The organism is Bacillus salipaludis, assembly GCF_030938565.1.
GTDB lineage: Bacteria > Bacillota > Bacilli > Bacillales > Cytobacillaceae > Neobacillus > Neobacillus salipaludis_A.
Genome location: NZ_JAVGVR010000002.1, coordinates 314,571 through 336,681, shown reverse-complemented (window position 1 = coordinate 336,681; position 22,111 = coordinate 314,571). Strand labels below are relative to the sequence as shown.

Here is a 22,111-nt window from a genome sequence, read left to right as displayed (position 1 = left end):
GTTTGGATCACAAGATGGTATGAGATAAACCTACATAATGGAAGAGAAGAAGAAAATGGGTTCTGATACCGGGATTTTTTTAGAGAAAATATCATTTGCGATGTGTTGGGTACGGGTACCAAAAAGGTCCCCAACCTCTGCTTTAAATCGTTTATGTCAAGGGTCCCGGCAATGGTACTATCCCTTATTAAACTCTTCTGTCTAGTTAGTTAAAAAAGAAAAAGTTACCATTATTGCAACTTGATCGAAGCTGCGACCTGTGCAGGTCCATTTATTGTACATAGTTTTTACTTTTATTGGAAGAGCTGCTCCTGCCGTTTCTTCGCCCTAATAAGAGTGCTTTTGCTTATCCCGGTTATAGCCTCCACTTGCTTGTAAGAATTAGTTTCAAGCATCTTCAATGCGTGTTCAATTTGTGTTTTTTTGAATTTCTTCGGTCGGCCTTCTCTAAAATCCTCGCGCTGCTTGGCTAATGCTTTCCCCTCTTGGGTTCGTTCCACAATCATATTTCTTTCCATTTCCGCGACCGCATGGTTTGAAGGAAGAACCGCCCCATAGGTGTGTTTTCAAGTAAACCCACAATCAACACATGGACACGAACACCCTTGTTGAATAATTCCTCTACAACGTCAATTCCCTCACGTACATTCCTGGCTAACCGATCAAGCTTGGTAACCACTACTGTGTCACCTTCAGTTAATTCCTTAAGCAATTGTTTACATGTATTCAATGTATTCTTGTGGGGGCATCACAAAAAGCAGGCCATAACTGGAACAATTCAGTCTGGCCTGCTTTTTTTCTGTCATTCAAGTATCGTATTCGTTAGCTCAATCATCCTATTTTAACTTTTTTAAGGCAGACCTACTTTATTTGTTTCAAACCCGTAGACCAGAAATAAATGTTAACAGAGCTGTTCCGCAATTTCCTTAGGTAAATAACCGCGCTCATCCCTTTGAATAAATAGGAATTGCTGCTTAATGCCGTCTGTAGCATATCTCTGCTAAAGCTGCTGTTGGCGTTTTCTCCGTTGCCGACATTTCGTAAAATAGCTCGACAAATATTTGATGTAATTCGTGATATATAGGACGCCACGTTCTCGAACAGGTGCAATTTTTTGCCCTATTCAAAAGAGCGGCGCGATGGCCAAGAGCCTTGCAACTTGCGGATCAGAATAATTTGGCCCGTATGATAAGCGTCATGGAGAATGAGGCTGTTAAGCCACTCGTCTAATGGACGATTAGTAACAAGTGCTTGCAATTGGTCAAACTTTAAATTCGTAATACGCTCACGGATGCCAAGATGGACGCTTTTTAGCCTATTTTGCGTGGCTTCCCAATCGCTCTCCGTTTTCGAAGCTACTGCGAACGTATCGTCATTAGTTAACCCTTCCGGATACTGAGATTCCTTACCGGTAATTCTTTTGAGCAACCTTTCCTTGTAAAAAATCAAATGCTCAACTGTCTCCCAAATCGTGTTCGCATGCTCGCCAGCCGGGCGCCAATCTGCTTGCTCCGCCGTAAGCGCTTTGAGTGCGTCAGCGAGCGGCGGATACCAATCTTCTTTATCGTAGCAAAAGTCCCAGTTTTGAAGTAACGATTCCGTTCTGTTCATTCCCAATCCTCCTTAGCGCGTATTGTAACCATGTAAACATATATTTTACCGTATAATCCCAATTTCTTCTTCAACATAAACTCCTGATAGTTTAATAAACTATCCATTAGTTACCTTTTCCGAGGAATAGTTAGTGTCTTCCAATTACTTGATTTTAAATTTTTTGCTATATATACGATTTGACCAACATGATAAGAATAATGGTACATTTGGCGTTCAATCGCTTCTAGAACTGTATGGGGTTCATTTCGGATAGTGATTGTTTTTAATAGTTCATCTTCGTGAATATCTTTCAATGCAGTTAAAAAAGTATTCCAACCTAGCTCCCACAATTTGATAACCTGTTCTTTGGTATGTATATCTCCCACAAATTCATCATCCCGATTTCGAAAAGGTTTTTCGCCATCTGTAGTGAAGAAATCAGTCCAGCGAGAGACCATATTACCAGACATGTGTTTCACAATAATAGCGACATTATTGGAATCTTCATTCGGAGACCAAAATAATTCACTTTCGGTTAATTGTTCTATTGCTTTTTCAGCGTTTATTTTCATTTCTCTAAATCGTTGGATAACTGTTTTCAAATACTCTCTACCGATGTTCATACAAATCACCTCGTCACAAAGTATTTTTTATTTATTCTTTAATTTATTAGTGAAACCCTTTATTTTAGAACTTAGTTAAACTATCCTGCTCCGTTAGTTAAACAAGAAAAAGCTGCCAAAATGACAGCAGTGCTCTTAAACTTAAGCCCCAATTAGCGAAAGAAACGGAATATATTATATTGCCCATAACTTGTTTTCATATCAATCCTTTTTTGTTTGACCTCTACAAATCTTTGAAGCGCTAGCGCAAAAACATTGATCGCCCCTTATAAGCATACGATTACAACAAGGAGAACAAAGAAGGAGAGATACTTGGCCCATGTTGTACCATCCAACGGACTACCGTTTGATGGGTTTGAGTTTGGGTAAGGAGCCCCAGGTCTAAAAAGTGTACGGCTCGTTTGTAAGGCGACCCGTCATAAATGGAACAGAACCCCTGCAAAATGTAGGCATTAGCCGTACAGACCGAGTTTATCGGGCCATTTAATAGCACAGTGACAAATGCAGAATACAGAAAGACGCTTTTCCTTTCCGTTTAGTCCGTAGTGATACCGCCATAAGTAGATCTAAAAAAACAACACGCCTTTTCAGCGTGTTCAAGAATTTTTATCTTTATTTTTAAATTCCAGAATGGCGATAACAAACATACCAAAGCTAATCATCAGAGATAAGACTTCAAAAGTACTCATTCATCCATCGCCTCCTAAAATCAGCCTACCCTAATCCAAACTCTTTCTATACAAAGGAAATTATTATCGTTAATAATCACCTCAAAAAATAATTATTTTTGGTCTACAAATTAGACGGTTTAGCTAGATCTATAAAACGATAAATCAAAATTGCTGATCCCCTGCGTAAAAATAAGAGAATTTGTAAGGTATAGATAAATTAGATACAAGTAATGATGAAGTTGGAACATTGGTCGGGGTGTAGTGCTAACTCAGTAAAAGTTAGCATGAACGTATATAATGAATATATTATACGCTTTTCCAATTTCAAATATCTTATCTTTTCTAAAGAATGAACTCACACGTCATTAGTCCTATCACTTTTATTGATATCCCTCCTCCCTAGTTATCTCCTGAAAATTTGAAGTTGTATTTTTTAGATTTTACTTTCCTTCGAGATGGCACAGTAATCTGATTGCAATTTATGAAACTTAATTAATATGTCTATTTTCTTTTTTTTCAGAAAACTTAGCGTTATAATTATCCTACCAACTTATTTACTATATTAAGTTGTTGGTTTTCAATAAATAACACGGAAAGGGTGATTGTTAATGGATATTTGTATTTCTTGCGGAGAGGAATTATCTATTATGGAGAGGAATCGAGTGGAATGCTGGGAGTGCAGAGACACAACAAACTCAGAAGCGGAGTGATCATGACATTTAATATTTGTATGATAGTTTTATATAAAAACTAGTGTCCTTAATCCATTTAACCGCCCTCGGACTAGGACCAAAAGATTTTTCAGAGCAAAAAGCAAAAAGGTTAAGTTTAAAGCTCCACCCCGGAAAAAGATAATCCCCCATGTTTTACCAATTTGATTTTTAAGGTCTCCATTACAATAAATACTTTCTGAATATATTCCTTCCACAAAGTATTAAATAAATGATTCTATTTCTTAGAATACTCATGATAGTTCAACAACAAAAAATGTCGGCCTTTTAGTGGTTATTTCCCTTTAGTCTTCAATTCGTAAAAATTCACTTTTCCATTAAAAAATAGCTTTTGCTCTTTATGAGTAAAGGCTATTTTTGACGAGTTTCTTCTATTTTAATTTAATACTTTTTTAGGACCCAATAAAACAAAATCAGCATGTATGTTTTTTGTAATAGCGTTCATTCCTGAAATATTTCTACTTTATTTCGTCCAAAGTGATTGAGGGAATGAAAAAAGAAAGCGTCCCCCTTTTCGTAAAATACGCTTAAGTAATTGATATTGAATCCGTTTAAAATCTTTTCAGCTTTTTTGTCAATTAAAATATCCCGTTCGTCTATCCCTTTTTTCCTTAATAGCTTCAAATTAATATTTTATTTTGATCTTTACTACTGACTCGCACGTATCCAAACTTTCTAACGTCAACTTTAATTTCCCCATTTTTTACATTCTGTTCTCTTATTCTACTATATACCGTTCGGAAAAGTGTTTTAAAAACAGATCCCGTTCGGAAAAGTGTACTTTAACGAACGCATTAATTTTTGAAGAAGGCCAAAAATAATTGCTTTTATAAAAGTATCAATTTATCTTAACCAATCTGTTAAATAAATCCTAAAATAAATGTAATTGTAGAGGCTCTTTCATTTCCATCACCATGACTTTCTGGAATTAACTCTTTATAAACAACAAAGAGCATGGATCCTGCAGCAAAAGCTAGACCATAGGGGATGACAAATTCAAAGAATTTTCCAAAAAAAACACCCATTATTCCAGCACACAATTCGATAACATCCGTAATGGTTGTAAAAAAAATAGCTTTGCAACGATTAACATTTTGAATTACTAAAAATAAAGCAATTAAGAAACCTTCCGGAACATTTTGTAATCCAATCGCAAATGAAACGAGCGGGCCTAGTTCAAGATCATTACTTCCATAAGAAATACCAACTGATAATCCTTCCGGGAAATTGTGGATTGACATAGCGATTATAAATAAAATGAGGTTTGAATTACCTGAATCCTTTTTTGAGTTATCTAAATCAGTATGGGGTATAAGACTTTCTAATAATGTTAATACCAACGTTCCAATTAAAATACCAATTATTAGAATAGTAGTATTAGAGAGTTTTATAGCAGATGGAATTAAACCATACGCTGAAGCTGCTACCATTATTCCGGCAGTATATGATAACATTACATCCTTTCCTTTATGTGAAACATTTTTTATAAATAAAATAGGAATAGCTCCTATGCTTGTACACAATGAAGATATAACAATAGGCAAAATGTTCATCACAATCCTCCAAACTGTTATTGCTCCATTTTATGTTCCTAGAGAATAGATTTTGCACTAGAATCATCAATATCGCAAATCCTCATTTGATCTTTAAACCCTGTGTAAAAAGAAGAGATTGAAGAATGCTTTAGTTGTAGATTATCTTCGAATTACTTCTTTATGTAAAAAAGTAAAAGCAACTCGTATAAAGTTAATTCGAGTTGCTTCTATAGGTTATTCATCTAATTAAAGAATGTTGTAAACAGGAGATATGCGTTTAATACTGCAATCACAATGGCGATAAACCAAGCAATGCCTTTCGTCAATGCTGAATTAACAAACTCACCCATTTTCTTTTTGTTACTTGTAAACATGACAAGTGGAATCACAGCAAATGAAAGCTGAAGGGATAAAATAACCTGGCTTAATATAAGAAGATCTGCTGTTCCCTTTTCACCATATATTACGGTCACAATTACAGCTGGGATAATTGCAATTAATCGAGTGATTAAGCGACGAACCCATGGTCGCAATCGAATATTTAAGAATCCTTCCATCACAATTTGACCAGCCAGTGTTCCGGTTAAGGTAGAATTTTGACCAGATGCTAACAGGGCTACTGCAAATAATGCACTGGCTATCCCACTTCCAAGGATTGGATTGAGTAATTTATAGGCATCTTGAATCTCAGCTACTTCTGTATGTCCTGTTGTATAAAATGCAGATGCAGCTAAAATGAGAATCGACGCATTAACAAATAGCGCTAACATGAGAGCAACCGTTGAATCAATGATTGAAAATTTAATGGCTTCTTTCTTTCCTGTAGATGTTTCTTCATATTTTCTTGTTTGTACAATGGATGAGTGTAAATACAAGTTATGGGGCATTACCGTAGCCCCCAAGATGCCAAGAGCAATAAATAACATTTGTGGGTTTTTAATAATCTCTGCACTTGGAACAAAGCCTTTTGCGACTTCACTGAATTGTGGGTGTGACATAAACAATTCAACCCCAAAACAGACCGTAATGGTCGCAATCAAACTAATCACGATAATTTCAATATATCGAAACCCTTTATTTTGTAATAAAAGCACCAGTAAGATATCAAAGGAAGTAATACACACACCCCATACGAGAGGAATATGAAATAACAGATTCAAAGCAATGGCTGCCCCTATTACTTCCGCTAAATCACAAGCCGCAATCGCTAGCTCACACAAAATCCATAAAACAAATGAGACTGGCTTACTGAAGTGATCACGACATGCTTGTGCTAAGTCACGTCCAGTTACAATCCCTAATTTTGCCGATAATGCCTGAAGAATAATCGCCATAACATTAGAAATTAAAATAACTGATAATAGTGTATAGCTATAAGCAGATCCCCCTGCTAAGGAAGTAGCCCAGTTGCCTGGATCCATATACCCCACGGCCACAAGATATCCAGGTCCCATAAACGCAAGAAGTTTCCGAAAAAAACCTCCTTTTTTCGGAACATTCATACTTTTGTGTACTTCAGGTAAACTAGGATTACTATTTTCTTTCCTCCATCCCTTAGGCTTAGTCACTGCAACTGTATCCTGCATGACCGTTACTTCTGTTTGATCCATTTTCTCTCTCCTCCCCTTTACCCAGCTCCAACTTTTTTTACCAAAGGCAAAAAATAAGGTAAAAAAAACCACTAATGGTATTTGTTAATTTTTTGAAAATGAAGTATACTTTTGATAATGACATTTTACCTTACGCAACTTTTTTAGTCCAGTATAAAATAATGAGTACAAGGAAAAAATCTATAGTTGAAGAAAGGTTAGGTGAAAATCATGGTTACCGCTGTGGCAAAACAATATTTGAAGAACATGTACATAATTGTGAATCCCACTAATCAGGTAATCCCTTCACAACTAGCAAATACACTTAGTGTTAATCCCTCTAATGTTTCGAAGATGACGAGGAAACTAGCTAAGCATGGATGGATAGAATACGAGCATTATGGGAAAATGTATCTTACCAAAAAAGGAAAACAATTAGGTCAAACTCTAGTCAAAAATCATGAGGTATTAGAACAATTCTTGAAGATGATCGGAGTGGAAGATGCCTATATTGTAAAAGAACTCTATGAGATTGAATTCCACATAAGTCCTTACCTGATTAAACAAATTGAAATTCTAAACCAATATTTTAGTCAGGATGAATTACGACTTCAGTCGTTTTACCAATTTCGTAATAATACAATTCCCCCGTTACTATAAGTGTAAAAAAAGGAGAAACAGCCGGCAACTATTTCTCCTTTTTCTTTAATTTACTTGCAGTTCCGCAATCATATCTTCTAAACGTTCCTTTTGGGCTACTAATTCCTCTACAGAAGGTTTAAATGAACCTGCAGCTTGGGGAAAAGCCCCTCTTGGTTGTACTAGGCGCTGTAACTGACCACTGTTTTGCTCATATAAGCGATAGCCCACTGCTCCTACCACGGTTCCAGATAAGAATCCCATTAAAAAGTCCTTGTTTAATGCCATTTTTATTTCCTCCCATTTCACAATTAATTGTTATATACACATTCATACTGATTGTATGAAGATATATCTATAATGAATAGATTATTTTATTGTCCCGCATTTCATGTAATAGCTCTAATACATTAACTGCCCATGTCACCATCGCGCCTTGTAACATATTAGCTGTTCCTAATGAGCCTAAACTCAAGATCCCCGTGAGGATATCAGGATGGCGAAGCTTGTTGTGAGTTCCATGTGACAGGACCGCATACCCTGTCGCAATAACGGCTCCATATACCAATGCAGTTGGCTCTTTAAATGATGCATTTTGAATATAGGCAAAGAGGAGTAAACCACCCGCAATCAGAGAACGAAATAAGTTTTCACGTACATTAGACCTTACATGAATCATAAAGTTACCTAGTGGACGAAAAGGCTCCTGACGAAAAAATAAAGACACACACCTTAACAAATGGTTACGTGAGATTTCATCTGCTTTATACTGAATTAACATGGTTTGAATAATGGGCTGAATGCGTACATCTTGAACACCTCTTAGAGAGGAAAACATGGTTTGAATGTGTTCATAATCCTCATGTTCCCTTAATGCAGGAATATGAACACGCAAGCGCCCCGGAATATCATGCAGGATGTAGAATTTGGGTCCCATACTTCTCTCCTCCTATCCATAAAATTCTGGCACTATTCAGTACTACACCAATTGTAGCCGCATTATGAATAGCTGCCCCTGCAATGGGAGAAATGATGCCAAGTGCTCCCAATAAAATAGCCCCTCCATTAATCAAAAATGTAACAATAAAGTTTTGTTTGATGATATTCATCGTTTTTTTCGATAGTCCAACTAATTCCGGCAGCACTTTTGGATTATCAGACGTAATGATGATATCACTCGATTCACAAGCAATATCCGTCCTTTTTCCTCCCATTGTCACGCCTATATTCGCGTGGGCCAAGGACGGGGCATCATTAATTCCATCTCCGACCATCATAACGGTACTATTCCGTTTATATTGTTTAACATAGGTTACTTTATCTTCAGGCAATGTTTCAGCATGGTACCAATTGAGGCGAAGGCGCCTCGCCATCTCTTTTGCGACTGTTCGTTTATCGCCCGTTAGCATAATAATGTCATGGATTCCTAGATCCCGTAACTGGTTGACCGCACGGTGCATGCCAGAACGGATCCGATCAAAGATACTAAGGACACCCACTAGGGTTTTGTCATACGCTACATAAATCAGGTTTTCATCTTTTTCAATCTGATGAACAAAATGGTCCATGTTTACCTTAAGTTCATTCATAAAGCGAAGACTGCCTACTACAATTTGTTTTCCTTGTAAAAAGGTCGTAATCCCCTTTCCGATCACAGTGTTTACCTGTGCATTCTCATCACGTGCAGGTATCTCTATCTTCCATTCTTCTGCCTGTTTGACGATTGCATCAGCAATCGGGTGAGACGAATTCTTTTCTGCAACTGCTGCAAAACGGATCACTTCTTCTGGTCCATATCCTTCACACGAAATCACTTTTTGTACAACAGGGGCCCCTTCCGTAATGGTACCCGTCTTATCCAGAATAACGGTTTCTACTTTAGCCATCTCTTCAATATAATTGCTTCCTTTTATTAATGCTCCTTGTTTGGCCGCTCTTCCGATGGAAGCATAGAAGGCTGTAGCTGTAGAAAGTTTAATTCCACAAATAAAGTCAATAACTAACATATTCAAAGCTCGATGTACATTTCGAGTTAACAAAAAGGTAAGAAACGCTAACCCAAACGAAACAGGAACCATTTTTTCGGCTAAACGGTTCGCTTTGTTTTGAATGGAAGCTTGTTTTTCGTGTGCCTCTTCTAATAATTGAACAATACGAGAAATAGCGGTATCATTTCCCACTTTTTCTACAAGAATAGTAAGTTGGCCATGCTGCAGAACACTTCCTGCATAAACTTGCTGCCCTTCCCCTATTTCTTTAGGCATGTATTCTCCAGTGATAGAAGATTCATCAACCTTTCCATATCCATTAGATACCACACCATCAACAGCAATTTTCTCTCCTGTAAACACAACAATCGTATCACCTGCGCGAACTTGATCTATCGCTACTTTTTCTTCATTACCTTGTTCGTTTATTTTCCATGCATATTTCGTATCAAGCTCCAAGACAGAATTTATATACTCCTTTGTTTTTTCAGAGGTATATTCTGTTAAATACTCACTAATAGTGGACATAATCGTAATAACAAGGGCAGATCCTGGATTTTTTGTATATAGTGAAGCAAATATAGAAGCAGCTGTTAAGGTGTTGGCATTCGCTTTTCGATTCTTGAAGAGACCCAAAATGCCATCTTTTATCACATCAAGTGATGTAAACACAGAGGTGATCACAGCTGCCCAATGTCCGGCATTTTTCACTGCTAAAGCAAATGGTCTGCGCTGGATATACCAGTTTGCTAGAAATATAGCTGTACAAGCCGCCACAGGTACGAGTTTTCTCCATGTATATGGCCGTATTTCCTCTTTCTTTTTGACGGAAAATTGCTGAAGAAACTTTTTAATCGTATTAAAGGACACCTTAGGATTGTAATAAATGAGTACGTTTCCTGTTTCTTTGGCATATGTAGCTGAGTAAACACAAGGGATTGAGCGAATAAAAAATTCCACCATAGGCGGACTAACAGAACTTTTTATGTGAACGCGGGATCGACCTGGCAAGGAGTGAACCTCGTGCACAGCACTAAACATGCGGTTGATCACTGCCTTTCCCTTTTATGATCGTGTAAGCCCAATAAAATAAACTCGCTGAGAAAGCAGGTGTGTTACTAAAGGCATGTATACCTTTCCCTAGTAAGAACAAAACAAACAAACTATCGAAATCAGCAAAGCCGTTCGTTTGTTTTTTAATCCCTTTATCTACTAAACTTAATGTTTTCTTCATTTCTTTCATAAGCGTGGCATCTGTATAAAGCAGTGCATCTGATGCCGTTTGAACAATAATCTGTATGATTTCATCTAGCTCTTGTTGACTAATATGAGGTATAACAAATTTCAATGTCAGACTCCCGGTAATAGGCGAAGCATCTGAAGTTAAAATTAATGGATGCTTCTCTATCTTATTGCTTAAAGCGTTCGCCACTACATTGTTTTTCCAACTATCACATTGCAGACGCAGTCTGCCCGGCATCGCGTGTACAACTTTTACTTTTTGGTCTCGAAACTGAGACATCACTTTTGGGGCAACTAAGGATGCACCTATCCCCACAATGGTAGACATCAAGCTGCATCTCTCCTTACTTCAGATAATCTGTTGTGTAAACTTGATCAAGTACTCGAAACCATGAATCCAGCTCTTGAACATTTGTGACATAGGAAGCATCATATGTAATAACCAAACTTCCTGATACAGTAGTGGTCTGAACAGAAAAAACATAAGGTTGCACTAGTAATTCTTTCACAATTTCTTCCATCAAACTGATATTCGTTTTCCATTGTTGAGACTGAAGACGAATACGTCCAGGTATAAAATGCATCAGCTTAATTTTATATTTTCCAAGTTTTCTTTCCACATGTTTAATTAATATATAATCTGTAATTTTATCCAACATTTTCCTCCACACCTTCTTTTTTATATTACCAATTAAGTTTCCTTTAGGCAACATATTGTTAAAATAATGTAAATTCATTCGATAAATTGTAAGCTTTATTTCATGGATGTGAAAGTAGGTTGATGCTGTCCACTGATTGTTTTTCTGATAAATACACACAACCAAAGTCATCCACTTCTTTTAACTGCCGTCTTCTCCCGGTATTAATCTCCTTCCTTTATTTAAGACAAAGCAGGACCAAGAACTGCAAGCGAAGAATAAATCATACCAACATAACAAAACAATAGTTACGCATTAAAAAGCCTTCTTTTATTACGTTTTATTTATAGAATTTTCATTCATTTCAAAAAACTATTATATTTAGATAAACATTTGACCATATTAGTTTTAAGTTTATAAAATCATGGAGGTTAAATAGAAATTAAAATGAAGAACTTAAGACTAATTAAGGTATTCGCAATTCTTAGTTTTCTAGTAATGTCCTTCCCTGTTGTTCTTTCTCTAAAGAAGTATCAAATTAACATATCAAGGAATCAAGCTGGATGGGTTATCATTTTTAACAATAAACAAGCACAGGTGAAATCTAAAACTAAAACTCCCAAACGAGTTCACTCGCAGGTGAAACCTAAAACTAAAACTCCCAAACAGGTTACCCCAACTGAAAATATAGAAGCAACCGTAGGAGTCAATGGTTTAAACGTTCGAGACCAACCAAGTTTATCTAGTTCAGTAATAGGAAAATTAAATTTGGGAACAAAAATAACCGTCAAAGATGAACAACCTGGATGGGCAAAAATTGAATCTTCTTCTGGCGTTCAGGGGTGGGTGTACACAAATTACATCGCTAAAGACACAGCTAGCACCAATGAAACACAAACTGTTAGTGGATCCACAACATCAACAGACCGTACTCAAAATAGTCAGGAGCCCCTTAAAGGAAAAACCATTGTTCTTGATCCAGGTCATGGAGGGAGTGATGATGGGACGACCAGCTTTATTGGAACACATGAAAAAACATTGACCTTAGTAACAGCTAAAGTTGTTAAACATAAGCTGGAAGATGCAGGTGCTAATGTTATTATGACTCGGACAAACGATACTTATATTCCCTTAGAACAACGGGCAGACCTCTCAAACAAAAACCATGCGGATGCTTTTATAAGCTTTCATTACAATTGGATAGAAGATCCATCTATAAATGGATTGACTGATTTTTACTATCAAAAATCAAGAGATTACATTTTGGCATCGGATATTTTAGAGGGGGTCATCAAATCAACGGGGTTAAAAAACGATGGAACAAGATTCGATGACTTGGATGTTTTACGAAACAATTCACGACCAAGTACACTAATTGAACTTGGCTTCCTTTCTAATAAACAAGATGATTCAGTTGTGGAAAGCTCTGCTTACCGTGATAGGGTAGCCCAAGGGGTTTACTTAGGGTTACTCGATTATTTTTCAATCAAAAAACAAGTAACTTAAAAAACATCAAAGACACTATAAAATATGATGTCTTTGATCCTATTTGTTTTTTTAGATTAGTTATTAACGCTTGACTAAAGCAATCTTTCGTAATAGTTCGTTACAAACAGAAAATGTTTATAAAAACAGCTGTAGCCTGCTTCAAATCAATTTATATTTGTAAGTTACTGAATGGAACGTTGAACTTGATTCTTATCATAATGCTCACTGATGAATACAGCTACTGGTTCTACTGACTGCTGTGAATTTATTTAACAATTTCATTTTCTCTATATGCAAATTGAAACAAATAATACTCCTGATCCTGTTCGAATTTAACAACTCCTTTAGCTCGATACACTTCAGCAGGTATTATACTAAACAGCTTCTCGAATTTCTCACGATTAACTACCCCATTGAATCGATGAGTATAGGTCATAACGTGATTATGAGTATGATGTTGAAAATGCTCGTTCGTTTTTTCAATAGAGGGATATTGCTGTTCATTCTGGTCATAATGTTCAGATTCTCTATGGATAGAATTAAACATTAGGCCCATATCAATTTCACAACGCACAGTTTCTATAATCTTTACATGATGATTTAATTTTTCAAGCATGTTCTTGACTTCGTTGATATATTCAGTTGTGAGTTGGTCAGTTTTATTTAACAGAATCAAATCGGCACAACGAATTTGTTCCCTTATAAGGCGAAGGCTCTTGCCTCTTTCACGATGTGCAAGCCCAAGAAAGTGGAGCAGAGACAACTGTTGTCACTAGTCTTAACTCAATGTCTGCCTCTAAAGTAGCATTTAATCCCTTCAATAAGCTCAAGAGGATTAGCGATCCCTGTTGACTCAATGGTAATTATGTCTGGTTTAACTCGGCGGTAATTAATGCCATGATAGCTACCTCTCTCTTAATATTGAAATTTCAATTCTCTTTCTTGGTTGCTGTAAATAATACTGCTTGGACGAAGCTCTTTATGTTCATAGCCTCTCTTGGGACTTTCAAATCATCATTCTTAATTCTTAATTCAATAATTTAGAACGGGCATTATTAGACTTTTAGCAGTTTCGATGTCTTTGTTAATTTGTGCTTTGAGTTCTTGAATATTATTGAACTTTTGTTCATTTCTAATTTTATAAAGGACCTTCACTTGAACAAATTCCCCATATATGTTTTGATTAAAATCAATGATATGAACTTCGATGCTTTTCTCATATGATTTATGAAATGTTGGTTTTACCCCAATATTCATCACACCGTAATAGTCGAAATCATTTACTTTTATATGAACGCCATATACCCCTTTTTCCAACCATGGGGCTGAAAAATCAATGTTTGCAGTTGGAAACCCGATTGTCCTTCCTCTTTGCTCACCATAGACAACCTTTCCTTCTAAATAAAACTTTGTTTCTTCTATTAATTCCGTGCTCATATTGTCACATCCCAATTTCTTAGTTTATCTTTCTAATTGGCTCACCCAATAGAAATGCTTGAATGTCTTCTATTGCCTGTCGATAGTATGCCAGATAGTTTCTTTCGGAGACATATCCAAGATGGGGTGTCATTAGTACATTGGGTAGTGAGCGGAATACATCTTCCTGTGATAAAGGCTCCTTTTCAAATACATCGAGAGCCGCTCCTCTTATCCAGTCATTCTTTAAAGTATCTATAAGTGCATTTTGGTCTACAATAGCAGCACGCGACGTATTAATTAAATACGAAGATTTCTTCATCCTTTTAAACTCTTCTCTGCCTAACAAGTGTTTAGTTCGGTCACTAAGTACAAGATGAATCGAAACAAAGTCACTTGTTTCTAACAGCTCTTCTTTCGATGAGACTAAACGAACCCCTGCCTCTTCAGCCCTTTCTTGCGTTAGATTCTGGCTCCATGCTGCTACTTCCATCCCGAAGGCCTGCCCAATGCGTGCAACGCGGCTGCCAATCTTACCCAGCCCTAATAAACCTAACCGTTTTCCATATAGATCGGTACCGACTGAGCTTTGCCAAGGCCCATTCGCTCGAATGGCATTATGTTCGGGTACAATATTCCTGGCAAGGCCCAGTAGCAATGCCCATGTAAGCTCGGTTGGCGGCTCTGGATAACTTTCCGTCCCGCAAACAACCACTCCTTGCGACGAAGCCGCAGTAAGATCAATAGATGAGTTTTTCATACCTGTTGTAATTAGTAGTTTTAAACGCGGTAATCGCGATAGAACAGATGCACCAAATGCAGTTCGTTCACGCATAATTACAAGGATTTCATAATCTTTGATAGCATTGACAAGTTCATCCTCATTGTCATAATGCTTACTAAATGTATGAACTTCTACTCTTTCTGAGATAGATGACCAATTTGCGAAGTCAGCTGCAACATTTTGAAAATCATCAAGTATTGCGCAACGAAATATTCCCATTAATCACACCTAGTCCTTAATTAAATTTATAAAACTCTTTTAAATAGCTTTTCTACCAGTATCGACGTATATAAATAAAGAGACCGTTGCCAGTCCCTTTAAAAAGCCTTCTCTTGTTATGTTTGTATGAAATAAAATTCGCCATCTTACCCAGAGGTACAGATTACATTCCATATTTGAAGGCTTCTACAAGTATCTTTACAAGACCTTCCATTCTTTAAGCTCTAAGCGTCGCGATTCACAGACGACATGGGGATCATTTTCCGCTAATGTGAGAGCTTCTTCATATGAATCTGCTATGTAAACTACTAGGCCTCCAGATTCATCCGAAAAAGGCCCTCTAGCAAAAATCTTTCCTTTTTCATCCAGTTTGTCTAAATACTCAATATGCCGTGGACGGACTTGCAGATTTTTTTCTTTATCCAACATATGCAAAATGGCTGCATAGTAAGGCATGATTTCCCACTCCTTAATTGCGATTCCAAACAACCAACTTCATTTCGGTCATTTCTTCAACTGCATATTTTAATCCTTCACGTCCTGTTCCACTTTCTTTTACCCCGCCGTAAGGCATGTTATCTACCCTGAAGGTAGGAATGTCATTGATCATGACACCGCCAACATGCAACTTTTCTGATGCATCCAGCGCTGTATCGACATCATTTGTATAGATTCCTGCCTGTAGACCATAATTAGAGTCATTTACTAATGCAATGGCCTCATCAACAGACTTAACTTTATTAACTAACACAATCGGTGCAAACACTTCCTGACAAGAAACCTTTAATTGGCGATCAGCATTTAAAATCACAGTCGGGTGGACAATATTGCCTTCAGCAACCCCTCCTGTCGCAATCGTTGCTCCTGCTTGTTTTGCCTCATCAATCCAAAGAAGTGTTCTCTTCACATCATTAGGTGAAATCAATGCTGAAACATCTGTTCCTGGATTAAGCGGGTCACCTAGTGATAATTTTTTCGTTGCATCTACAAATCTTTCAACAAAAGAATCGTACACATCTTCGTGTACATAGACCCTTTGAAGTGAGATACATACTTGCCCTTGATTGGAAAAGGCACCTGTTACACATCGAGAGATAATCTTATCAATATCTACATTTCTATCGATAATGACAGCTGCATTTGATCCTAGCTCCAATGTGACACGTTTTAAGCCGGCTTTATTACGAATTCCGATTCCAACACTTGGACTGCCCGTAAATGTAATCATACTTACTCTTGGATCAGTCACTAGTTTATCTCCTACAACTCTTCCTGCACCAGTTACCACATTTAATGCCCCTTTTGGTAATCCGGCTTCTTCCAATAGCTCTGCAATGAAAAGGGAAGAAAGTGGCGTTTGCGTCGCTGGCTTTAATACAATGGTATTCCCTGCTGCAATGGCAGGTCCCACTTTATGAGCAACGAGATTCATTGGAAAATTAAAAGGGGTAATCGCCCCAATAATCCCAATCGGTTCACGTACCGTATAGCCAAGGCGATTGACACCGCCCTTCGCAGCGTCTAACGGAATCGTCTCTCCATGAATTCGCTTGGCTTCTTCAGCAGCAAATTTATAGGTTTCAATGGTACGCTCCACTTCTCCCTTTGCTGTTGTAAAAGGCTTTGCAGCTTCAAGTGCAATGATTTTAGCCGCTTCATCACTGCGTTCTTCAAGTTTCCTCGCTAATGCTTCCAAAATATTTGCACGCTCAAATGCCGGCATTTCTGCCATCACTTTTTTTGCCTGTTCAGCAGCTTGAATAGCCTGTTCAACATCCTCAGCCGTTGCGATCGGAATTTCCGCTATAGTTTCGCCGGAATAGGGAGAACGTAATGACGTATACTCTTTAGCCTCTAGCCATTGTCCGCCAATATATAAACCTTTTTTTGTTACCTTATCTGTGATTGTCATTTTTTTGCCAACCTTCCCTCACTAGGTCTGCGTTTTTAAAGATTAGAAGCATTCTTAGCATCAGCCGTATCGAATGTTTGAAAATAAAATTCGTTTAATTTTATCGTTAATCCGCCGTTGCCAAATTTACAGCGGTTATTTTTAAACTCAGATTTTCCTTTAATAAATTCAAGAAAGGAAATAATGGTATCACGTCTTTTTAATAAGTTTTTTACCCCCTGCTCATAAAACCAATTATCAATGGTATTATAAACGCCCCGATTTATTCCATATTCTTCATTACAATGTTCAATAAATAATAAATCCGTTAAATGGATGGCTTCTCTCATATCAAAAAACATCATCTTGTTGCCTCCTTATTCGATTTGTTGTTCAAACAACAAAACTATAAGTTCCATGGAATGATAAATCCTAATTATATTGGTGTTCTTTTTTCTCAGCCTTAAGTGATTTCTGCATAAAAACAACTTCTTCACTTAGTGCAGAAATACGTTCTAAAACATCCAAGTCAACGATTTCATTGGCTTTATTAAAATGATCATTATGTGCATAAACAAAGCCTGGTGCAACAAATGCACGGAAATAGCCTGCAATCGGTTTTAACTGATTTTCAATCACTAAATAGTGCTGATATGTTCCTCCCGTTGCGACAAATCCCATTACTTTATTGCGGAAAACCTGCGGAGGAATAAGATCAAACAGGTTTTTCAGAGCACCTGTAATCGAACCTTGGAATATCGGCGTCCCAATAATATAAAAATCAGCAGAGGATACGATGTCAATTACTTTTTTTGTATCTCCTGTATATGTCGATGGATCCCGGCCATCACAAAACTGAACATCATATTGTTTCAAATCAAGTAATTCAACTTCAATTTCCGGATGGTTACATTTAACTTCCGCTAATAACTTATCAACCACTACTTTTGTTTTTGAGCCAGTAATCGTTCCCGAAATTCCTAGTAATTTCATCTTAATTCCTCCTAGTCTTTTTAAAAAATAATGTCTTTTATCTCATGATGAATGGATCCGGAATCGGTTCAGTTGATGTGTTGATCCAAACCGTTTTATCCTGCATATATTCTTGAACCGCTTCTAAACCGCCTTCTCTACCGTAACCACTTAGCCCGGATCCACCGATTGCTGCAACTGGTGAAATACTGCGATAGGTGTTCACCCAAACAATACCGGCACGTATGGCCTTTGCAACCCGATGAGCTCTTGCCCCATCCTTTACCCAAATACCAGCAGCAAGACCGTAATCAGTACTATTTGCTAGTTCTATGATATCATCTTCATTTTCAAAAGGAATTACGCTTAAAACTGGTCCAAAGATTTCTTCTCTTGTAATTCGATGACTATTATCTCGATGTTCAAAGATCGTCGGTTCAAAATACCAGCCCTTTTCTAAATGCTGCGGCCGTTTTCCTCCGCAGACAAGCTTGGCCCCGTCTTGTAATCCAATCGATACATAGTTTTCCACACGTTCTAGTTGCGCTTTTGTCGCTAATGGCCCCATTTCTGTTTCAGCTTGAAACGGATCGCCAATTTTGATTTTGGACACACGATCAACCAGCCTTTCCATTACTTGATCGTAAATGTCCTTATGCAAAAAGGCTCTTGAACCAGCCACACAGCTTTGACCAGTTGCGCCGAAAATTCCTGCTATAATGCCCATCGCCGCATTATCTGGATTCGCATCTTCAAACACAATATTTGGAGACTTCCCTCCAAGTTCAAGTGATAATTGTGCAAAGTTTTTAGCTGAATTTCGAACAATATGACGAGCTGATTCAGAGCCGCCTGTAAAGGCAATACGACTTACAAGTGGATGAGAAGTAAGAGCATCACCAACTGGATTTCCAAAACCGGTTACCACATTGACGACTCCTGGCGGGAATCCAGCCTTCTCCACTAATTTCACTAATTCCAAAAGAGAGGCAGAAGTCACTTCAGAGGGTTTAATAACGATTGTATTCCCTGCAACAAGTGCAGGTGCTAACTTCAAAGTTGTTAAATAAAGAGGGGAGTTCCAAGGTGTAATGGCAGCTACAACTCCCAACGGTTCCTTTGATGTAAAGGCAAACATATCCTTTTTATCAATAGGTAGAGTTTGGCCATGAATTTTGTCCGCAAGTCCCGCATAATAATAGAAGAATTCCGGTAAATAGTTGACTTGCCCCCGCATTTCACGGATTAACTTTCCGTTATCAAGTGTTTCTACCATCGCAAGTTCTTCTGCGTGTTCAGCGATTAAATCGCCTAGTTTTCGAACTAATTTGCCTCGTTGTGTGAAAGTCATGGACGTCCATTCTGAATGTAAAAAAGCTTTATGAGCGGCTTGAACAGCTCGGTCAACGTCATCTGCTTCCCCTTTTGCAACAAGACACCATGCTTCCTCTGTTGCGGGATTATAGCTTTCGAAATATTCACCACTTGATGACTCTGTCCATTCGCCATTAATGTACATTTGGTATTTCTTTAACTGTGTCATTTTCGCCCCTCCTTTACCCCAGTGAAATCGTCTGTTTACCTATGAATAGGCGAAGCTCTTGATTGATGATATCTGCCCCTTCTACTGGCAGCATGTGTTTCATATCTGGGATAATTTTTATGTCTGATCCTTTAATTCGTTCATGCATCATTCTAGCCATCTCTGGATTCGATCCAATATCATTTTCAGCTGTAATAATGAAAGCCGGTGTTTCAATGTTTTGCAATTTTGGCCATAACTCGGCATCTGCCGTTGCAAAAAGGGTGTAGGCAGCTAAATAGGAAGCAGGTTGATTAGTTTGAAGCCTATTTCGAACTTGGTTCACTACTTCCCCACGTGATTGTAAGAAAGTTGGATTAAACCATCTTTTAATGGCTGGTTCAATTGTAGATAATGGTCCATTTTCCCGGACCTCCTCTACTCTTGCTAGAATTCCTTTTCGCTGCTCGTAAGTTCGATTTGCAACAGCGTTCATGATGGTAACCGTTTTCAACTTGTTTTTATATGTCAGTGCAAATGCTTGTGCGACCATGCCCCCCATTGAAAAGCCAACAAGATGGGTTTTATCAATTTGTAAATAATCCATCAATCCTGAAAGCTGTTCAACATATTGAGAAAGGGAATACGGACCAGGGGGATGTTCTGATCCCCCATGTCCTACCATGTCGTATACAATCACTCGAAAAGAGTCAGATAAGCTATTAATCTGCTGATTCCACATGGTGTGGTCTAAGCCCACACCATGAATGAAAATCAACGGTTCTCCAGATCCTTTTTCTTCGTAAAAGATTTTTCCTTGTTTGTATACGGCAATTGGCATTAGACAAGCCCCATTTCCACCATATCTAAATGACGGTTCCCTGTTCGAGGATGCGGACGGCTTCCTGTAGATACACCGATAGCTACAACAATTTCATCTGCTCTCGGCGCATCTGGAATTGTTGCTTCAAACGTAATAAAGTGAGAACGCTCTGAATCTTCATTTTTATGAACCATCGGTATCATTACAGCTGATCCAGCCCCACCGCGTTTATTTGTAAAGGGTAAGATACTTTTTGCATCTACCGCATTTCTAAATTTATTACCAAATTTTAATGTGTGAATGAATGCAGATGCATGTTCAATTTCTCCGTCAACTCCAACAACTGCAGCTTTTCCGAATGCTTCTACATCGTCAGCAGAGTTAATGTGCTTAAATAATTCACTCACTAACAATTCGCCAATTTGAGGTGCGAATTCATCAATTTCTGGTTTCAAGTTTTCTACAAATCCTCTGTCCGCCCATGGATTTTTGATTACAGCACTGGTGATGATCATTCTGATTGGTTCTTCTACTTTTTTTCCACCTTCGATACGTGTTTCTTCAATTGCTGTGTAAACTTTACGAACTTCTAACATTAGACTAGTACCTCCGCATTTTTATTTGAAAATTTAGGCATTACTTCTTCTGTGAATAGTTTTAGACTTCTCATCATTTTGTCATGAGGTAATCCATTGTGATTAACCCAAAGTAATAATTCTTGCAGGTTAAGCTCTTTCTGTAATTCTTGTATTTTTTCAGTTACATATTCAGGTGTGCCAAATAATAGATTTCTAGGGTGTAAGAATTCATAGTTTAGCACTTGACCTTGTTTTACTTGTTCGCCTGGATCCATTAGGTTACCAAGTCCTCTCCAGTGGCAAATCCAACGGTAGTTGTTTAACACAGCTTCTGCTGCGTCCTGGCGGGCTTGCTCCATAGTTTCTGCTACATATACATCACGAACTAAGGCAATTCCTTCACCAAGCGCCACTTCATGTCCACGGGCTTCTGATGCATGTTCACGGTATAATTCAAAACGGCCTTTTAATTCCTGCACAGTTGGCATCCAGAACATACCTTTAATATTATTTTTTGCTGCAGCAATAATGGAAGTTGGTGAATCAATTACTTGCCATATTGGCAGTTCCTTTTGATAAGGTCTAGGCATAAGCGCAATTTTATTAATTTCCCCCTTCTCCATATCCATGAATTCATCGGATGACGGGCTCATTGGATGACTCCATTTCAATCCTTGTGGAGGGAATTGATAAATATCTCCTTGGTGAGAGAAGAATCGATTAGACCATGCTTTTCTTAAAATCTCTAGTGTTTCATCAAAAAGAGCACGGTTTTGTTGTTGATTAGTTGGATCGGCTAATGAGTTTAAATTGGCAGCTTCTCTTCCGTATAAACCTCGTGCTAAACCAACCTCAACACGGCCTTTGCTTAGCTGGTCAAGCATGGCGACGTCTTCTGCTAAACGAAGTGGATGCCAGAATGTAGCAACATTTGCGGCCTGTCCAATTCGAATGTTCTTTGTTCTTGCAGCAATATCAGCCCCCATTAAAACCGGATTGGAAATTAACTCATTGCCTTCATGACCAAAGTGATGCTCCGTGTACCAAATCGAATCATACCCGTTTTCATCACAATAGACTGCCTGCTCACGTGCCTCATCAAGAACCTTATAATATTCATCGTGTCTTCCAGGACCAGCAAGGTTAGCAAAAATTCCAAATTTCATAAA

General features: G+C 37.9%; 23 protein-coding genes and 1 pseudogene. 2 read left to right on the top strand and 22 right to left on the bottom strand.

All coding sequences use genetic code 11. The annotated features are described in order from the left end of the window. Positions 1–293 precede the first annotated feature (293 nt). From RCG21_RS32755 to RCG21_RS32730, 6 genes and pseudogenes are all read right to left on the bottom strand, one after another. Positions 294–712 (bottom strand): annotated as a pseudogene (locus RCG21_RS32755) (recombinase family protein); the annotation flags it as partial. Positions 713–1,119: 407 nt separating this feature from the next. Next, positions 1,120–1,611 (bottom strand): DinB family protein, encoded by a 492-nt coding sequence (locus tag RCG21_RS32750; RefSeq protein ID WP_308914590.1) that lies wholly within the window; start codon positions 1,609–1,611, stop codon positions 1,120–1,122. 110 nt (positions 1,612–1,721) lie between these two features. After that, complete coding sequence (locus RCG21_RS32745) at positions 1,722–2,216, bottom strand: DUF1572 family protein (protein WP_308914589.1); 495 nt, start codon at positions 2,214–2,216, stop codon at positions 1,722–1,724. Between the two features lie 596 nt (positions 2,217–2,812). Then, positions 2,813–2,905 (bottom strand): putative holin-like toxin, encoded by a 93-nt coding sequence (locus RCG21_RS32740; protein WP_308914588.1) that lies wholly within the window; start codon positions 2,903–2,905, stop codon positions 2,813–2,815. A 1,573-nt stretch (positions 2,906–4,478) separates the two neighbouring features. After that, positions 4,479–5,171, bottom strand: coding sequence for a ZIP family metal transporter (locus tag RCG21_RS32735; protein ID WP_308914587.1), 693 nt, complete (start codon positions 5,169–5,171; stop codon positions 4,479–4,481). Between the two features lie 224 nt (positions 5,172–5,395). Then, complete coding sequence (locus tag RCG21_RS32730) at positions 5,396–6,763, bottom strand: Nramp family divalent metal transporter (RefSeq protein ID WP_308914586.1); 1,368 nt, start codon at positions 6,761–6,763, stop codon at positions 5,396–5,398. A gap of 210 nt (positions 6,764–6,973) precedes the next feature. On the opposite strand from RCG21_RS32730, the gene RCG21_RS32725 reads away from it, so the two are divergent. Then, a complete protein-coding gene (locus tag RCG21_RS32725) occupies positions 6,974–7,402 on the top strand; it encodes an iron dependent repressor, metal binding and dimerization domain protein (protein WP_308914585.1) in 429 nt (142 codons plus the stop codon). 45 nt (positions 7,403–7,447) lie between these two features. Here RCG21_RS32725 and RCG21_RS32720 read toward each other — a convergent pair whose 3' ends face one another. The 5 genes from RCG21_RS32720 to RCG21_RS32700 all read right to left on the bottom strand — a co-directional run bounded on the left by RCG21_RS32720 (position 7,448) and on the right by RCG21_RS32700 (position 11,429). Further along, positions 7,448–7,669 (bottom strand): hypothetical protein, encoded by a 222-nt coding sequence (locus tag RCG21_RS32720; protein ID WP_308914584.1) that lies wholly within the window; start codon positions 7,667–7,669, stop codon positions 7,448–7,450. Between the two features lie 67 nt (positions 7,670–7,736). Continuing rightward, the gene (locus tag RCG21_RS32715) at positions 7,737–8,318 is read right to left on the bottom strand and encodes an HMA2 domain-containing protein (protein ID WP_308914583.1); all 582 of its coding nucleotides are present in this window, start codon (positions 8,316–8,318) and stop codon (positions 7,737–7,739) included. Next, positions 8,290–10,380 carry a heavy metal translocating P-type ATPase gene (locus RCG21_RS32710; RefSeq protein WP_308914582.1) on the bottom strand — a complete coding sequence of 697 codons (2,091 nt, stop codon included), beginning with the start codon at positions 10,378–10,380 and terminating at the stop codon, positions 8,290–8,292. Before RCG21_RS32710 ends, RCG21_RS32715 begins: the two co-directional genes overlap by 29 nt. A gap of 22 nt (positions 10,381–10,402) precedes the next feature. Beyond that, on the bottom strand, positions 10,403–10,939 hold the full coding sequence (locus RCG21_RS32705; RefSeq protein ID WP_308914581.1) for an HMA2 domain-containing protein: 537 nt from the start codon (positions 10,937–10,939) through the stop codon (positions 10,403–10,405). A gap of 16 nt (positions 10,940–10,955) precedes the next feature. After that, positions 10,956–11,429, bottom strand: a complete 474-nt coding sequence (locus RCG21_RS32700) for an HMA2 domain-containing protein (RefSeq protein ID WP_308914580.1) — start codon at positions 11,427–11,429, stop codon at positions 10,956–10,958. 267 nt (positions 11,430–11,696) lie between these two features. Here RCG21_RS32700 and RCG21_RS32695 point away from each other — a divergent pair, with 267 nt between their 5' ends. Next, positions 11,697–12,755, top strand: a complete 1,059-nt coding sequence (locus tag RCG21_RS32695; protein WP_308914579.1) for an N-acetylmuramoyl-L-alanine amidase family protein — start codon at positions 11,697–11,699, stop codon at positions 12,753–12,755. 247 nt (positions 12,756–13,002) lie between these two features. Here RCG21_RS32695 and RCG21_RS32690 read toward each other — a convergent pair whose 3' ends face one another. The 11 genes from RCG21_RS32690 to RCG21_RS32640 form a co-directional block, all read right to left on the bottom strand. After that, positions 13,003–13,500, bottom strand: coding sequence for a GTP-binding protein (locus tag RCG21_RS32690; protein ID WP_308914578.1), 498 nt, complete (start codon positions 13,498–13,500; stop codon positions 13,003–13,005). Positions 13,501–13,769: 269 nt separating this feature from the next. Continuing rightward, the gene (locus RCG21_RS32685) at positions 13,770–14,174 is read right to left on the bottom strand and encodes a riboflavin kinase (protein WP_308914577.1); all 405 of its coding nucleotides are present in this window, start codon (positions 14,172–14,174) and stop codon (positions 13,770–13,772) included. Between the two features lie 19 nt (positions 14,175–14,193). After that, positions 14,194–15,156: a D-2-hydroxyacid dehydrogenase family protein gene (locus tag RCG21_RS32680; protein WP_308914576.1), complete on the bottom strand. Its 963-nt coding sequence runs from the start codon at positions 15,154–15,156 to the stop codon at positions 14,194–14,196. Between the two features lie 198 nt (positions 15,157–15,354). After that, on the bottom strand, positions 15,355–15,612 hold the full coding sequence (locus tag RCG21_RS32675; RefSeq protein WP_308914575.1) for a YciI family protein: 258 nt from the start codon (positions 15,610–15,612) through the stop codon (positions 15,355–15,357). A 13-nt stretch (positions 15,613–15,625) separates the two neighbouring features. Next, complete coding sequence (locus RCG21_RS32670) at positions 15,626–17,068, bottom strand: aldehyde dehydrogenase family protein (RefSeq protein ID WP_308914574.1); 1,443 nt, start codon at positions 17,066–17,068, stop codon at positions 15,626–15,628. A gap of 35 nt (positions 17,069–17,103) precedes the next feature. Next, the gene (locus tag RCG21_RS32665; RefSeq protein ID WP_308914573.1) at positions 17,104–17,412 is read right to left on the bottom strand and encodes a hypothetical protein; all 309 of its coding nucleotides are present in this window, start codon (positions 17,410–17,412) and stop codon (positions 17,104–17,106) included. A gap of 67 nt (positions 17,413–17,479) precedes the next feature. Continuing rightward, entirely contained in the window at positions 17,480–18,040 is a 561-nt protein-coding gene (locus tag RCG21_RS32660) for an NADPH-dependent FMN reductase (RefSeq protein WP_308914572.1), read from the bottom strand. A gap of 37 nt (positions 18,041–18,077) precedes the next feature. Next, complete coding sequence (locus RCG21_RS32655) at positions 18,078–19,562, bottom strand: aldehyde dehydrogenase (protein ID WP_308914571.1); 1,485 nt, start codon at positions 19,560–19,562, stop codon at positions 18,078–18,080. Between the two features lie 13 nt (positions 19,563–19,575). Further along, positions 19,576–20,382, bottom strand: a complete 807-nt coding sequence (locus tag RCG21_RS32650; protein WP_308914570.1) for an alpha/beta fold hydrolase — start codon at positions 20,380–20,382, stop codon at positions 19,576–19,578. Further along, complete coding sequence (locus RCG21_RS32645; RefSeq protein WP_308914569.1) at positions 20,382–20,960, bottom strand: amino acid synthesis family protein; 579 nt, start codon at positions 20,958–20,960, stop codon at positions 20,382–20,384. Before RCG21_RS32645 ends, RCG21_RS32650 begins: the two co-directional genes overlap by 1 nt. Beyond that, the gene (locus tag RCG21_RS32640; protein WP_308914568.1) at positions 20,960–22,108 is read right to left on the bottom strand and encodes an LLM class flavin-dependent oxidoreductase; all 1,149 of its coding nucleotides are present in this window, start codon (positions 22,106–22,108) and stop codon (positions 20,960–20,962) included. Before RCG21_RS32640 ends, RCG21_RS32645 begins: the two co-directional genes overlap by 1 nt. Positions 22,109–22,111: the final 3 nt, after the last annotated feature.